The following is a 14,196-nucleotide window of genomic DNA, read 5'->3' as shown; positions in this document are numbered from 1 at the left end:
GCGGTAACGTTAGGGTAGTGTTGGGGGCGTGAGCTATGCGGTAACGTTAGGGTAGTGTTGGGGGCGTGAGCTATGCGTTATGTGGGAGCAGGGCTGTTCCACATCGGTAAAAATAGATAAGATCGAGTAATCACCTTACCTCTAACGATTCCCAGAAACGCTATTTGGGGTAAATCACACCTTTGAATATTCTAACGATTCCAGGAGACCCTATTTCATTCATTTGCTATAAAAATGGGGCATTTTTTTCGATTTTGACCGAAATAAGCTTTCTGTGATTCGTTAGAATTTCAAAAAGCTTAAAATCACCCAAATAAGGTCATCTGAGATCGTTAGAGATTTGGATGGAGCATTGCCACCTATTGCTATCCCCGTGCTCAAACTTGCGTAGCTTCCCCTTTTGACTTGCTCAGGTTGCTACTGAAATGCTGTAGGTTACTAAAGTGATCTTATGTTGTTACCGAAGTGCTCTACAGTGTTACCGAAGTGCTCTACAGTGTTACCGAAGTGCTCTACAGTGTTACTGAAGCGCTCTATGTTGTTACCGAATTGCTCTACAATGTTACTGAAGCTCTCTATGATGCTACCGATGTGCTCTATGTTGTTACCTAGTGCTCTATGATGTTACCGAAGGCTCTACAGTGTTACTGAAGCGCTCTATGGTGCTACCAAATTGCTCTATAGTGTGATGTACTGCTACTGCTGCTGTCAAACTTTGAAATGAAGTTACAAAGGATTAATTAGTGTTTAGAACGTTGGATTGACTTTGATGATGTGAACTTCTGGTGCTTGGTGCTTGTATGCATGATGTTTACTGTTGTGCGAGCTATGTTGATACTCTGCTGAAACGGATACTAATCATCCATCCATAAAACTCAATAAAAAAAGACCACCTTGCACACAAGAGGTCTTCATTCTAGTTCCAGGGTGTATTTGACTGCATACTGCTACCAGAATTGCTACTAAAGCGGCCATATCCCGAACCTTCACTGGCAACAGTGAAATAGTTTAGGGATTCATACTTGAATTGTCTATAGTTCAGCACGTTCACCAAGCGGCAAAGAGTTTGTCCAATCTAGGTTAATACGCCTACATAGAAGCCAATGGAGATAAACACTACACACCAGACAAATGCCCCAATGCCGGATACAAGAACGTATCTGCTCATCGCCATACGGCTCATGCCGGAGAAGCAGCACATCAAATTACGGACACCCGGGATAAAGTAACCGAGAATCACAGACCAGGACCCATATTTGAGAAACCACGTTTCCACCCTGTTGAACCGCTTGGCATTAACTCCGATCCATTTCCCATATTTGTGAAACAGAGGCCTGCCCGCTTTTCTGCCAATCGTATAACTAAGCAGCCCGCCTGTAAACGCTCCTCCAAAGCAGACAGCAATGGATACCGAATAATCCAGAACCGAGATGGAGGCGAGATAACCCACAAAGGTCATCAGCACCTCATCCGGAATCGGCATCCCAATGACGCCAAGAGCGAGTAAGCCATAAATTGCAAAATATCCGTACTGACCAATAATTTCTTTAGCAAATTCCATACGTTGACTCGCTCCTTATTTCGGTTCCACAATATCCTTCTCATGAGAGGGCAGTATTTGCTTCAAAGAAGGGAAACGGATTTGGCTAACCATGAGACCAGACAGCACAACAATAACTAGATACGCCACACCCGTTGTAAAATAAGGACTCCAGAGTGCGAAGAAGGACATCAGCCCCCCTGCAAAAGTAATCGGCATTCCTACAAAACCGCTAATCGGTGTTTTCTGGCAGTTATAACGTGCAAGGCGAAGCGCACCGCACACCGGGAACAATGCCGTTAATGCCATGCCTAGTACCCCTACTTCAGTCATTGAATTAAGGTACAGAATGAGCACAGGTGCCGTTCCGAATGAAACGACGTCAGCCAGTGAATCCAGCGCTTTGCCAAACTCCCCTTCACAATGCAGCTTGCGCGCTGCATATCCATCGAACAGATCAAAGAACATCGCTACCCATATCATCGTCACAGCCAAGGCAAACTCGCCATGAATGGCCATAATAACCGCCAGCATGCCTGAACTTAAGTTCCCCAAGGTTAAAATGGATGGTAAAGACTTCATAAGATTTAACTTCCTTTCATATTAGGCTTTAGGAAATGTAATATAAAAACGTACGCCATCCGGTGTATTCTCCACACCATATCCGCATCCGTGCAGATCCAGAATCTGCTTCGAAATCGCCAGCCCCAGTCCGGTACCCCCCATTTTACGGTTGCGCGATCGCTCTACACGGTAGAACCTCTCCCATATATATTGCCGTTCCTCTTCGGCAATGTGTTCACCTTTATTTTCAATCGTCACGTGTACGCATCCCTCATGCCTGCTAATCTCAATCATAATATCGGTCTGTGGGATCGCGTGACGAATAGCGTTCATTAAGATATTGTAAAATACTTGCTCCAGCTTGCTTCGATCGCCTTCAATACTCTGCTCTGTCGTGGCCACAAGCACCACCTCGAGCCCTTTATCTTTCAGCTGAGGCCCGAGACGCCCCGCAATGTCTTCGATCATATCATCCAGAGCAATCGCTTCCGTGTTCAGCTGAATCGCGGCGGATTCAAGCCTCACCAGATCAAGCATCTCTTCCACCATCTTTTCCATTTTGATGGCCTCGTCAGCAATAATCTCGATATAACGCTCTCGCTTGCCCTCACTTACCCCGTCTTTCAGACCTTCCGAATAACCTTTAATGATACTGATCGGCGTCTTGAGCTCATGAGAGGCATCGGCAAAAAACTTACGTTGACGCTGTTCAATCTGCTGCTTCAGTTCCATATCGGTACGCATCTGATTATTGGCCTGCTTCAATTCCTCCAGCGTTTGACCAAGTGTGCCCGATAAAGCGTTTAAACTATCGGAAAGACTGCCAATCTCATCCTTGCGCCGAATCGGTGATTTCACTGTGAAGTCCAGCGTGGACATCTTTTTGGCTACATGGTTCAAGGCTAACAGCGGCTTCGTTATGAAGCGTGACAAAAGCATTGCCAGCAATAAAATCAGGACAAATGCTCCGATACCGAAATATCCGTAAAATAACCGTGTCGCTTCATTCGCCTCCCGCATCTCCTGCAGCGAAGTCAGGGAGAAAATCAGCTGCTGCTCTGCTCCTGCACGCTGTACCGGAGCAATGGTGATCACGTTGCGAACACCGCTCCAGCTGTCCATCCATTCTTCATTGAGCATCTTTCCACTGGACAACACCTTCTGATCGTCTGGAGACAATGGAAATCGGCTCTCGAGCGCCTGCACAAGCAGGCCTTGTCTCTGACTCCAGGTGGCGAGATCCGGAAGTACAACTTCCGTTAATACTCCGGTCCACTCCTGTACAGGCAGTATTGATTCCTGAAAGCTTTCGGTTCCCCATGCGGCAGAAGCCCCATCCTGAATTTTGAAAGGATATACCATAGGCTCGGGGTCATTATGTTCACTGGAGGGTCCCTTCACAATCAGTTTTTGTCCGAATTTCAGATGGGATCTGATCCAGCCCGCATTCTCGCTATTGATAAACAGAGACAGCGATACCTTCACACGTTTGCCGTCTTCCTGCAGCAGTGTAATGTGAAAAGGGTCATTCACCAGCTTGCCTGTGCTTGTCAGAATGACAAGGTGAGACTGATTTTGACGCATGAATTTGCCCGTTTCTTTGGCGAGCTGCAGATCACTCCAGCGGCTGGCCGAATACTGCTGTTCAAACCTGGAAAGCTTTTTCTTCATACTGCTAATCTTCTGATGCTGGTAAAAATCAGGGAACCAGATCAATTGAGCAAGCACCGTTGTTCCATATAATAAAAGCAGAAATCCGGCCATGACCAGAAACAGCTTCATCGTGACACCGTTTTTCCTCATGCCTCTGCCTCAAAACGATACCCTGTACCAATAACGGTACGAATACACTTCGCTTCATCGCCCAGTTTGCTGCGCAGCTTTTTGATGTGAGTGTCCACGACACGGGAGTCACCTTCAAAGTCAAATCCCCACACCCGATTCAATATAGCTTCGCGGGATAGAACGATGCCGGCATTCCGCGCGAGATACAGAAGCAGATCATACTCTTTAGGTGCAAGCTCTACCTCAACTCCGCTGACCTCCAAACGTCTGGCCCAGGGATCAAGTGTAACCTCGCCAAAACGAATTATACCCTGCTCTCTCCCGATGGCACCTTCGACTCGTTTCATCAGCGTTTCAGCCCGCGCAACCAGAACACGAGGACTGAACGGTTTGGTGACGTAATCGTCAACACCTAGCTGGAATCCATGGATTTTATCATCATCCTCTGATCTTGCAGTGAGCATGATAATAGGTACGGTGGAAGTGGCACGAATATGACCGCATAATGTCCATCCGTCCATTTCTGGCATCAATACATCCAGTATGACCAGATCAACTTGATGCTGAGCCAGCTGTTCCAGCGCCTGCACCCCATCTTCAGCTTCAATGACATTCCATTTTTCTTTTATAAAATAATCGGCCACAATTTCTCGAATGCGGCTTTCGTCTTCTACCAGAAGCACGGTTCTGACCATGACCGACTCTCCTTCTCCGTTTCTTACGTTACCATACCTGCTTCATGTGTCGTTCATGTGTCCAGAAGTGTCCATATCCATCCAGTTATACAGCGTTCAGCTTCACCATATATACGATTAATATATACCAAAAGTTACTATTTTTTATCAAAATGAGCATAAAAAAAGAAGCAGCCAACAGGCAATAAACTGTTTGTTGACCGCTCCCTAGATGAGATTTGAATTGAATTTATCGTGATAATTAACGTTGATGCTCCAGACGATGTGCAGCATGCAGCGTAGGGCCAACGAAGCGGTTCAACGGGAATCCGCCAGCGATTGCTTTGGTTACAAAGGCTTTGCCTTCACGTACAGCCTCTTTTACAGATAAGCCACGGGCCAGCCCTGCCGTAATCGCAGCAGAGGTTGTGCAGCCTGCGCCGTGAGTATATCCGGAGCCAACAACATCCGCTTCAAACCACTCGTAGTTGGTCCCGTCATAAAGCAAGTCCATCGCCTTACCCGGGTTAATCACACCACGGTCTTTGATCAGAACATGCTTCGCACCATGTGCATGAATAGTTGCTGCGGCAGCTTCCATCTGCTCCTTGGAGCGAATAGGTCCACTCTTTGCCAATTGAGAAGCTTCGAACAGATTTGGTGTGACAAGGTCCGCACCTGGCAGCAAAAATTCAATCATCGCTTCCGTATTTTCTGGCTGAAGTACCTCATCTGTACCTTTGCAGACCATAACCGGATCAATAACGATCTGCGGCAGCCCACTGCGGCGAATATGCTTGGCGACAAGCTCAATAATATCAACAGAACCAAGCATGCCTGTCTTCATTGCATCAAAACCAATTCCGTCCAGAACGGTACGAAGCTGAGCCTCGACTACATTCAATTCTACCGGGAAAACCTGGTGGTCCCATGTTTCAGGCTCCATTGCAACAACTGTAGTTAACACGGTCATTCCGTATACTCCCAGCTCCTGGAAGGTTTTTAAATCCGCTTGAATACCTGCACCGCCGCTCGTATCTGAACCCGCGATGGTCAACGTTTTTGGAATAGTCATGGTCGTTCTAATCTCCTTCGTGTTTCAGTTGACACTATCCTATCCCTTGTACGAGCGTATGTCAATGGCATGTCAAGCCATACCACGCATGGTTTTCTGCGGAGAAGAACGAATACCCCGACCCGGGTCTCAGCTCATGTCTTTTGTCTCCAGCCGTATCATCGAAAGTGCAGCGATCCATAATCCAATGGCTCCCAGGGCTAAAGGAATGACAATAATACTATTCACCGAAAATGTAGGGTCATTGAAACTTGAGCACACAACAGACACAAGTAAAATGGATGCAACCATCGTAGCGGTCACTGAATGTTTGCGCATGCCGAAGAATAGAGGAATCAAAGCCATCGCAGAAGCAGAGACTGAGCTGATTGTGTATTTAACAACTATTTTCAACAATGCAGCTGTACTCAGCGGTTCGGTAATAAAGTCATAAAAATGATTGGATGCCAGCAGAATCACACCCATCACCACATCAGTGAGCATAATCATCGCAAAAGTAAACAGAAAAACCAGCATCAGCTTCGCAGCGATGATTTTATGCCGTTTGATCGGATACGTAAACATCACATTCATCGTTTTGTCCCGATACTCGCTAATAATCAATTTGGATATCAGAGCTCCTGCAAATATGATAAAAACTGCGCGGGCAAACGTATCAATCAGAATAAACGAACCCTCATAACTGGCAAAAGCATAATCTTCAGCTCCCAGGTCGGTCACACCAATCATAATGAGAAATAGAAGAATGCTGAGCATTGCGATACCGGCACCTGTCAAATTCCGGGCAAAGCGATGCTTGCGCCATTCCAGCCGAATCAGTTTAAGCAATGTGCTCATCCCCCTTCACCAGACTCATAAAGTGTTCTTCCAAGGAGTGCGAGCGTTTGGATATCGACTCTACGGCAACACCGTGCTGCATCAGCTTGCTGTTGAAATCGGATGGCATAATGCCAGGGTCATAAACACGCAGCGTCTGTTCATCTGAGAGCTTGTAATTGCTTATATGAAGCAAATGCTCCACAACGTAAGCGGCCTTGCGAATATCTGCGACCTGGATTTCAATATAATCCGTATGACCGCCCCGGATGCTCTCCATGGACACTTCTTCAATTAATCTGCCATCGCGAATGACTCCAATGGTGTCTGCAATCTGCTCCACCTCGCCAAGAATGTGGCTGGAGATTAACAGGGTCATTCGATATTCGGTGCTTAGCCGTTTGAACAGATCACGCATCTCCTTGATCCCCACGGGGTCAAGCCCGTTGATCGGTTCATCCAGAATCAACAGTTCAGGTGTTGTGATCAGCGCTCGGGCCAGCCCAAGGCGCTGTTTCATACCGAGAGAGAAGTCTTTTACAGGTTTTTTACCTGCATCCTTCAGACCGACCATCTCCATATGTTTACCAATCATCTGTTTGTTCGGGAACCCCATATACTCGCAGTGCAGGTCGAGATTCTCCCAGGCAGACAATTTGTCATAGAAAAAGGGATATTCGATAATACTGCCCATTCGTTTCAGCGGCTCGTACGAGTTCGAATTTAGCTTTTCCCCGAAAAGCTCGATCTCACCCGCTGTGGGTTTAACAAGATTAGTTAACATCTTCATCACTGTCGTTTTGCCAGCCCCGTTCGGGCCCAGGAATCCGTAAATCTCGCCTTGCCTGATATTCAAATTAACGCCGGATACCACCTCTGTTCCTTCATAAACCTTGGTTAAATCTATGGTCCGTGCAATATAACTCATCTGGTCATTCTCCTTTACATCCCCTGCTGGGGTGCTTATATCTGTATTGTAAAGAAAAAAGTCTGCTTTTTTATTAATCAAATCTTACAAAAACCTTAAGTTCGTTCTCTATATGTCTACAGCGTCTCCAAAGTAAAGGAAAATACGGTTCGCTCGTAGGGCACGCTGTGTACATCAATACGCCCCCCCATACGTTCTACCAGACGCTTCGTTATGGTCAGCCCCAGGCCGCTGCCCTGATACATCCGATTGCGCGAATCCTCCAGCGTATACATTCGTTCAAAGACACGGCTGTGCTCCTTCTCGGGAATGCCCTTCCCACGGTCCCATACCTGTATGGTCACGTACTCTCCTTCCCGGTTCAGTACAGATATTCCGAGCACTTTGCCGTCCGCTCCATATTTCATCGCATTGGTAATCAGGTTGTCCAGCACCCGATCCAGTGCTTCTTCATTGGCTCTGCCAAACACATCCTGCTCCGGGATATCCAGCTCCACATGCACCCCCAGCCTCGTAAGCAATTCGTAAAACGATAGTATTTTCACCCTGCATAATTCGCTGATGTTCACGCGGCTTAGTTCCAACTCATGGTCCCCCGATTCAAGCTTGGCGAGATCAAAAAAGGAATGCATCAAACGCAGCACCTCCTGCGCCTTATCCTGTATCTTCTCTGTCATCACTCTCCGTTCTGCATCCGTCAGGGATGAGCTGTGCAGCAGCGTTTCACTGTACCCGAGTACAACGGTAAGCGGAGTTTTCAAATCATGCGAAATGTTGGAGAGCATATTACGGATCTCTTTCTCCTGGTTCGCGTAATTGGCCTTGGCCACATGGGCATGTTCAAGCAGCCGGTTCATGTCGTTTAACAGCCGACTCATCTCTGCATCACTATCAAATACGAGCAGACGCTCATACGTTCCTTGGTCCAGAATATCCAATACTTTGTCATGAATGTATCTCAGATGTGCACTGCGTTTACGAAGTTTCAGCCCGAGCACAGCAGCTGTAACTCCAAGCACCAACAGGGTAACTGAGAACAGCCAGATCAGCATCATACCGGCTCTGCCTCCAGCTTGTATCCAATCCCCCATAACGTCTTGATATAACGAGGCGCAGAAGGGTCGACTTCCAGCTTCTCCCGCAGACGACGCATATGTACATTAATGATATTTTCATCACCATAATAATGATCGTTCCAGACTGACGCGTAAATCTGAGCTTTGGTGAATACTTTGCCGGGATGAGTAACAAACAATTTTAAAATACCGAACTCTTTGGACGTTAACTTCACCGCTTCCCCCTCGCGCTGAACCTCATACGTGTCCATATCTACCACAAGTCCGCCGATCTTTATTCGGTGGTCTTCTACCGCTTCTTTTTCCACAGGCTGACTGATATAATTGGCACGGCGAATCGCTGCTTTGATGCGGGCGGTCAGCTCGATCAGCGAGAACGGTTTGCTCAGATAGTCATCAGCGCCAAAGCCGAGTCCGAGCGCCTTATCTACATCCCCGTCCTTGGCAGACAGAATGAGCACTGGCACCAGACTGCTCGCCCGAATGGTCTGCAGCACATCCATCCCGCTGCGATGCGGCAGCATCAGATCAAGTATAATCAGATCGAACCCGGGCCCAACCTCGGTGAACAGATGCTCTGCCTCCAGACCGTCATACGCATATGTAAGGTCGAAGCCCTCTTTTTCCAAATATGGTCCAACCATCTCGCTGATCGAACGATCATCCTCTACAAGCAGCAGGCGTTGACGTGACATGAACCTTCCCTCCCGGTAGTTAACATTACCTTCATTACCTCACAATTTGATGAAAATCGCAATCCAATGACCAAAAAAACCTGACCAGGCAGGTACTTGAAGGAACATTCAAGTATGCCCGATCAGGCTGTCGTCTCTACCCTTGAATCTGTCTAAGCCTAGGCTTTATCACCACGAATCCAGCACAATCCGATGGTGCCGGCCCCGGCATGAATGCTCACCACGGGAATAAACGGCATGATCTCCGTCTTCAAGCGGGGAAGCAGCTCCGTAATCTGCTGTTTGATGGTGTGAGCTTCCTCATGATTGTTTGCATGCATGATGCACACATGTTTGACCTTCTCCATGTCCTTCTTCAGCATCTCGAGCATACGCTCTTTCGTGCGTTTAAACGTGCGGATTTTCTCGTTCACAACCACTTTGCCCTCTTCGAACCGAAGTAGCAGATGAATCTTGAGCAGCTGGCTTATGATCAGCTGTGTCCCGGTCACACGCCCGCTGCGGTGAAGATTTTGAAGACTTGCAGGGATCAGATAAAAAGCCATTTCATCAATCATCTGTTCAATACGGGATTTGATCTCTGCAGCTGAACAGCCCTGCTTCTGCCATTCCAGCCCTTGCATAATCATCTCGCGAAGAGGATAGGCTCCTGCTCTTGAATCAATTGCGGTCACCTTCACGTCTGCCATCTCTGCTGCCTGCATCGAGGTATGGAGTGTTCCGCTAAGTGCAGTGGAGCAATGAATCGTAATGATCTCATCGTATTGGCCTTTAAGCGACTCATACAGTTCAATAAACTCGCCAATTGGCGGCTGCGAGCTGCTCGCGCGCGAAGAAACCTCCAGCTTCTCATAGAACATATCCGACGAGATGTCTTCGGTTTCCCGGTAACATTCCTCGCCAAATACGATGCGCAGCGGCACGATGTAGATATGATTTTGCTCCGCAAACGCGGAATCCAGTGTACTGGTGCTGTCGGTGACCCATGCAATTTTCTTCATGACATCCTTCTCTCTTGCCGGATTGTTCGTTCTGTATCCTACACGTCAGGCACATGCCCGGCGGTTATTTTAAATTTGAATAAACACAATTGTAAACGCTTGCGAATATTCTTTTTTCATTATAAAGCCAACCCTTCCTGCCTGTCTTGTGGCGCATTCATGAACAATCCCTTTGATTCCAATATTCGCTAAAAAAATGTCTTGCATGTGAAGGAATAAATTGGTATGCTGTTGTCCTTCTCTCTTTTCGCCTTGACTGAAGTGAACGGGTCCGCCGTTCAATCCACTTATCGGAGGTGTTATATGCTTTATTTTACGTTGGCCTCCAAGGCCTACGCCCGAAACCTGCAATATCGCGGCGCACACATGGTACATAACCTGGCAAGCGCCATGTTCGGGTACATGTACGCTTGTCTCTGGATCGGCATCGGGGCCGATCACCAGCTCGGAGAATACGGGGTACAGGGAATGATCAGCTACATTGCGTTCACGCAATCGTCACTCTGGATCTCAGGCTTCCTGACCAACGGACTAGGCATTCCGCTCAGTGTCAGGACGGGGCAGATTGCACTGGACCTCATGCGTCCGGTACATCTGTTCAGCCATTTAATGGCACGGGAATGGGGGCAGATCGCCTACCAGTTCGTGTACAAAAGCCTCCCCATCTACCTTCTTTACTCCATTGTTTTTTCCCTGAAATGGCCTACAGAGGCCTGGACATTCGCTTATGCCGCACTTGCCCTTCTCGGCGCAGCATACTTGTCCATCTGTATGAATTACATTATCGGTGTCACATCCATGTGGACTACGGAGTCATCCTGGTTACACTGGGCTAATCATGCCCTGATGAACCTGATGGCCGGTTTCTTCATTCCGCTGGAATGGCTGCCAAAGTGGCTGGAGCAGCTGGCCTGGCTGTCTCCTTATCCGTTTCTGCTCTACGTTCCTACGCGAATCTACCTGGGCTTTGAAGATGGCTCCTTGCTCTGGGGAACCCTGCTTTGGTGTGTGTTCATGACACTGCTCTGTCTGGGCATCACCCAAGTGTTACGTCGTAAAGTGGAGGTGCAGGGCGGATGAAGCCAATATCCTGGTTCCATTTATATAAAATACTCATTCGCACAAGCATCCGCAGCCGGATGCAGTACAAATTCAATTTTGTGCTGGGAGCTATCCTTGCCGCACTCATTCAAATTTCCGAGTTTCTAATGGTCGCGTTAGTGCTGCACAAATTCGGTGCGATCAAGGGCTGGTCGTTATACGAGATCGGTTATCTCTTCTCCATTATGACGTTATCCAAAACGCTGTACCGAACATTCGGCAACGAGGTGCATCATCTGGAAAAATATCTGGTGGGCGGTGAACTGGATCAATTGCTGACACGGCCCATGCCCGTGCTGCTCGCACTACTGCCACAAAATTTCCGCCTGATGGTTGGTGAAGTGCTTCAGGGCGGATTTATTCTCTGCTGGTCGCTGGCAGGAATGATGAACAGCGGGCAGATCGGCTGGACGGTCATCCCACTTTCCTTATTCGTCATTGTGACCGGAGCTATTATTCTCTTTTCCATCGGACTCGCTACGGCAACTCTCGGTTTCTGGACAACACGCATCGAGGAGCTGCAGGTCATTACCGAGGATGCCGCGCGTACAGCGGCTCAGTACCCCCTCACACTTTATCCCAAATGGATGTCCAGCCTGCTGCTGACCGTCATTCCCGTGGGATTCGTGAACTACATTCCGGCTCTCTACCTGCTGCGCGGTGAAGGTGGCGTGTGGGTACTGGCACTTATTGCTGCAATAGCCCTGTTATGTTTGGGCGCAAGTTTGCGGTTCTGGGCCTTCGGCATGACCAAATATCAAAGTACAGGCAGTTAGAAGAGTTATATACATTGAATGATTCATTTACACGTTAACGGAGAGGACAGAAAAAACCTGAAAAAGCGGAGCGGTCGTCTTTATCACCGGATTTTAACCTTTGGGACAGGGAATCAAAAAAATCTGGGGATAACAGCGATTGGAAGGTTATTCTGTCATCGGAGTGTCCGTGTAAAAAAGCGTTCATTCAATTTATATAAATTCAAGAAGGAGGCGAAACACATATGAATATGATTACGGCACGCCATCTGCAAAAGCAATTTAAAACCCCTGTCGTGCGGGAAGGACGCTTCTCAGGGGTGCGAACCTTGTTTTCACGCCAGTATGTGACCAAAGAAGCGGTACGCGATATCAGCTTTGATATTCGGCAAGGTGAATTTGTCGGTTATATCGGCCCGAATGGGGCTGGTAAATCAACCACGATCAAAATGCTGACAGGCATTCTTCACCCCACTGCGGGGGAGGTGCGGCTGGGCGGCATGAATCCACATGAGGAACGGCGCAGAACGGTGCGAAAGCTCGGGGTCGTTTTTGGACAGCGCAGCCAGCTCTGGTGGGACTTACCCGTGAAGGATTCGTATGATATTTTGGCAGAGATGTACGGCGTAAGTGCCGAGGTCAAAAGAAAACGGCTGTCCCAGTTCGCTGAACTGCTTGACCTCGAATCGTTCTGGGCTACCCCCGTTCGCAAGCTCTCCCTCGGGCAGCGCATGCGAGCGGATCTGGCAGCGTCCATGCTGCATGATCCGGAGCTGCTTTTCCTTGACGAGCCCACGATTGGACTGGACGTAAACGCCAAGCGGAACATTCGCCAGTTTCTACGCACATTAAATGAAGAGTTTGGCAAAACCATTCTGCTCACCACCCACGATATGGATGATATCGAACAGTTATGCAGCCGCGTTATGGTCATCAACCATGGGCAGCTGACCTATGACGGTACGATCTCCTCCCTGCGGGATACAATCGGCCTGCCTACCATGATTCGTGTTGCCTTCCGTGGACAGGTTCAGCTGCCCAACACGCTGCCTTCTGCCATTCAGGTTACAAGCATGGACGATCAGGTGCTGACAGCGCTGGTAAATCGGAAGGAATGGCGTACGATGGACATTCTGAAGGAGCTCGAGCAGTGGGGAGAGATTGACGATATCGAAATGAAGGAACCAGACTTTGAGGATGTGATTCACAACGTATACTGATTGGCCTATTTTACGATGAAAAGGGAACAGGCCTGTTCGAACGCCGTTACAGGAAAGAGGGACATGACGTACTGTAGTAACGGGGGTGAGAGTCATGCTTGTGACCAGACATGTTCTTGCTGCTTCGAGTCCCTATGCTGCGCCCTATTACATCGTACGCGGAACGAATCCCGGACATGTCCTGATGATTACATCTGGAGTTCACGGCAATGAAACGGCGAGCATGGCCGCTGCGCAGAAGCTTGCAGATGATTGTGCATCAGGGCGCTATGTGATTCATCGCGGAACTTTAATTATTGTACCCAGAGTCAACCAGCAGGCGTATGCGAAAAAAATAAGAGGCAAGCCTGACCTGAATCGTACGTTCCCCCGCCGTAAATCCGGTAAAGCCAAGCATCCACTGGCTGCAGCCGTGTTCCAGCTTGCTCGTGCGCATCAGCCCCACTGGTGGCTTGATCTGCATGAAGCCAACGGCCTCTCACAGCTCAGTCCACTCGTGCTTGGACAAACACTGATCACCAATCCGGGCAGCTCCAGTGTGCCGATTTGCCGAAAAATCATTGAACGTATGAACCGATCCATCCCGGTTCACAAGCATCATTTTAATCTGAAGCAGCATGAGCTGCCGGGTTCTGCTCGTACTGCTGTTTCAAGGCTGCTGAAAGCGAAGTCTGTTACTGTTGAAACGTGCTGGAGCCTGAAACGCGCTGTACGCATCAAGTATCAAACGCAGATTGTGCATCAATTTCTGCGTGAAACGGGTATGTCTTGAATGAAAAACCACCTCCACAAGAGCACATCCGAGAATTGACATCGGGGTACACTTGCAAGGTGGTTTTATTATTACATCATAGATTCCAGTACGCTCTTGCCTACAGGCTCCAGAAAGATGAGCGGTTACAGATCTTTTTTCTTCAAAAAAGGGATGATCCATCCCTACGACAATATAACCATGGCTGACCAGTT

16 protein-coding genes are annotated in these 14,196 nt (G+C 48.2%); 5 read left to right on the top strand and 11 right to left on the bottom strand.

Going from position 1 to position 14,196, the window contains the following annotated elements; genetic code table 11:
• Positions 1 to 465 precede the first annotated feature (465 nt).
• Positions 466 to 612 carry a hypothetical protein gene (locus ACQSGY_RS29665; protein ID WP_427182190.1) on the top strand — a complete coding sequence of 49 codons (147 nt, stop codon included), beginning with the start codon at positions 466 to 468 and terminating at the stop codon, positions 610 to 612.
• Positions 613 to 1,075: 463 nt separating this feature from the next.
• On the opposite strand, the gene ACQSGY_RS29660 is transcribed toward ACQSGY_RS29665, so the two are convergent.
• The 11 genes from ACQSGY_RS29660 to ACQSGY_RS29610 all read right to left on the bottom strand — a co-directional run bounded on the left by ACQSGY_RS29660 (position 1,076) and on the right by ACQSGY_RS29610 (position 10,361).
• Positions 1,076 to 1,561 carry a DedA family protein gene (locus ACQSGY_RS29660; RefSeq protein WP_184183354.1) on the bottom strand — a complete coding sequence of 162 codons (486 nt, stop codon included), beginning with the start codon at positions 1,559 to 1,561 and terminating at the stop codon, positions 1,076 to 1,078.
• A gap of 15 nt (positions 1,562 to 1,576) precedes the next feature.
• Positions 1,577 to 2,122, bottom strand: coding sequence for a CDP-diacylglycerol--serine O-phosphatidyltransferase (gene pssA, locus ACQSGY_RS29655; protein ID WP_145405981.1), 546 nt, complete (start codon positions 2,120 to 2,122; stop codon positions 1,577 to 1,579).
• A gap of 21 nt (positions 2,123 to 2,143) precedes the next feature.
• The gene (locus tag ACQSGY_RS29650; RefSeq protein WP_427182188.1) at positions 2,144 to 3,907 is read right to left on the bottom strand and encodes an ATP-binding protein; all 1,764 of its coding nucleotides are present in this window, start codon (positions 3,905 to 3,907) and stop codon (positions 2,144 to 2,146) included.
• Positions 3,904 to 4,584 carry a response regulator transcription factor gene (locus ACQSGY_RS29645; protein ID WP_427182187.1) on the bottom strand — a complete coding sequence of 227 codons (681 nt, stop codon included), beginning with the start codon at positions 4,582 to 4,584 and terminating at the stop codon, positions 3,904 to 3,906. The genes ACQSGY_RS29650 and ACQSGY_RS29645 overlap by 4 nt, the downstream gene beginning before the upstream one ends.
• Positions 4,585 to 4,825: 241 nt before the next feature.
• The gene (thiD, locus tag ACQSGY_RS29640; protein ID WP_427182186.1) at positions 4,826 to 5,638 is read right to left on the bottom strand and encodes a bifunctional hydroxymethylpyrimidine kinase/phosphomethylpyrimidine kinase; all 813 of its coding nucleotides are present in this window, start codon (positions 5,636 to 5,638) and stop codon (positions 4,826 to 4,828) included.
• A gap of 129 nt (positions 5,639 to 5,767) precedes the next feature.
• Positions 5,768 to 6,466, bottom strand: coding sequence for an ABC transporter permease (locus ACQSGY_RS29635; RefSeq protein WP_427182184.1), 699 nt, complete (start codon positions 6,464 to 6,466; stop codon positions 5,768 to 5,770).
• Complete coding sequence (locus tag ACQSGY_RS29630) at positions 6,459 to 7,382, bottom strand: ABC transporter ATP-binding protein (protein WP_427182183.1); 924 nt, start codon at positions 7,380 to 7,382, stop codon at positions 6,459 to 6,461. The genes ACQSGY_RS29635 and ACQSGY_RS29630 overlap by 8 nt, the downstream gene beginning before the upstream one ends.
• A 116-nt stretch (positions 7,383 to 7,498) precedes the next feature.
• Complete coding sequence (locus ACQSGY_RS29625) at positions 7,499 to 8,437, bottom strand: sensor histidine kinase (RefSeq protein ID WP_427182182.1); 939 nt, start codon at positions 8,435 to 8,437, stop codon at positions 7,499 to 7,501.
• Positions 8,434 to 9,153 carry a response regulator transcription factor gene (locus tag ACQSGY_RS29620; RefSeq protein ID WP_427182180.1) on the bottom strand — a complete coding sequence of 240 codons (720 nt, stop codon included), beginning with the start codon at positions 9,151 to 9,153 and terminating at the stop codon, positions 8,434 to 8,436. The genes ACQSGY_RS29625 and ACQSGY_RS29620 overlap by 4 nt, the downstream gene beginning before the upstream one ends.
• Positions 9,154 to 9,311: 158 nt before the next feature.
• Entirely contained in the window at positions 9,312 to 10,154 is an 843-nt protein-coding gene (locus tag ACQSGY_RS29615) for a DegV family protein (RefSeq protein ID WP_427182179.1), read from the bottom strand.
• A gap of 69 nt (positions 10,155 to 10,223) precedes the next feature.
• Positions 10,224 to 10,361: a hypothetical protein gene (locus tag ACQSGY_RS29610; RefSeq protein WP_427182177.1), complete on the bottom strand. Its 138-nt coding sequence runs from the start codon at positions 10,359 to 10,361 to the stop codon at positions 10,224 to 10,226.
• Between the two features lie 96 nt (positions 10,362 to 10,457).
• On the opposite strand from ACQSGY_RS29610, the gene ACQSGY_RS29605 reads away from it, so the two are divergent.
• The 4 genes from ACQSGY_RS29605 (at position 10,458) to ACQSGY_RS29590 (ending at position 14,002) form a co-directional block, all read left to right on the top strand.
• Positions 10,458 to 11,234 (top strand): ABC transporter permease, encoded by a 777-nt coding sequence (locus ACQSGY_RS29605; protein WP_427182176.1) that lies wholly within the window; start codon positions 10,458 to 10,460, stop codon positions 11,232 to 11,234.
• On the top strand, positions 11,231 to 12,031 hold the full coding sequence (locus ACQSGY_RS29600; RefSeq protein ID WP_427182174.1) for an ABC transporter permease: 801 nt from the start codon (positions 11,231 to 11,233) through the stop codon (positions 12,029 to 12,031). The genes ACQSGY_RS29605 and ACQSGY_RS29600 overlap by 4 nt, the downstream gene beginning before the upstream one ends.
• A 230-nt stretch (positions 12,032 to 12,261) precedes the next feature.
• Entirely contained in the window at positions 12,262 to 13,230 is a 969-nt protein-coding gene (locus ACQSGY_RS29595; protein WP_427182198.1) for an ABC transporter ATP-binding protein, read from the top strand.
• A gap of 94 nt (positions 13,231 to 13,324) precedes the next feature.
• A complete protein-coding gene (locus tag ACQSGY_RS29590; protein WP_427182173.1) occupies positions 13,325 to 14,002 on the top strand; it encodes a succinylglutamate desuccinylase/aspartoacylase family protein in 678 nt (225 codons plus the stop codon).
• Positions 14,003 to 14,196: the final 194 nt, after the last annotated feature.

Origin of the sequence: Paenibacillus sp. TC-CSREp1, from assembly GCF_050171015.1 — a bacterium.
GTDB classification, from domain to species: Bacteria; Bacillota; Bacilli; order Paenibacillales; family Paenibacillaceae; genus Paenibacillus; species Paenibacillus silvae.
Note: the sequence above shows the minus strand (reverse complement) of the source record. Positions and strands in the feature narration are given on the sequence as shown.

Coding starts and splice junctions, on each gene's coding strand:
- ACQSGY_RS29660 (WP_184183354.1), bottom strand. CDS start 1,561: ATGGAATTTGCTAAAGAAATTATTGGTCAGTACGGATATTTTGCAATT.
- pssA (WP_145405981.1), bottom strand. CDS start 2,122: ATGAAGTCTTTACCATCCATTTTAACCTTGGGGAACTTAAGTTCAGGC.
- ACQSGY_RS29650 (WP_427182188.1), bottom strand. CDS start 3,907: ATGAGGAAAAACGGTGTCACGATGAAGCTGTTTCTGGTCATGGCCGGA.
- ACQSGY_RS29645 (WP_427182187.1), bottom strand. CDS start 4,584: ATGGTCAGAACCGTGCTTCTGGTAGAAGACGAAAGCCGCATTCGAGAA.
- thiD (WP_427182186.1), bottom strand. CDS start 5,638: ATGACTATTCCAAAAACGTTGACCATCGCGGGTTCAGATACGAGCGGC.
- ACQSGY_RS29630 (WP_427182183.1), bottom strand. CDS start 7,382: ATGAGTTATATTGCACGGACCATAGATTTAACCAAGGTTTATGAAGGA.
- ACQSGY_RS29625 (WP_427182182.1), bottom strand. CDS start 8,437: ATGATGCTGATCTGGCTGTTCTCAGTTACCCTGTTGGTGCTTGGAGTT.
- ACQSGY_RS29620 (WP_427182180.1), bottom strand. CDS start 9,153: ATGTCACGTCAACGCCTGCTGCTTGTAGAGGATGATCGTTCGATCAGC.
- ACQSGY_RS29615 (WP_427182179.1), bottom strand. CDS start 10,154: ATGAAGAAAATTGCATGGGTCACCGACAGCACCAGTACACTGGATTCC.
- ACQSGY_RS29610 (WP_427182177.1), bottom strand. CDS start 10,361: ATGCAAGACATTTTTTTAGCGAATATTGGAATCAAAGGGATTGTTCAT.
- ACQSGY_RS29605 (WP_427182176.1), top strand. CDS start 10,458: ATGCTTTATTTTACGTTGGCCTCCAAGGCCTACGCCCGAAACCTGCAA.
- ACQSGY_RS29600 (WP_427182174.1), top strand. CDS start 11,231: ATGAAGCCAATATCCTGGTTCCATTTATATAAAATACTCATTCGCACA.
- ACQSGY_RS29595 (WP_427182198.1), top strand. CDS start 12,262: ATGATTACGGCACGCCATCTGCAAAAGCAATTTAAAACCCCTGTCGTG.
- ACQSGY_RS29590 (WP_427182173.1), top strand. CDS start 13,325: ATGCTTGTGACCAGACATGTTCTTGCTGCTTCGAGTCCCTATGCTGCG.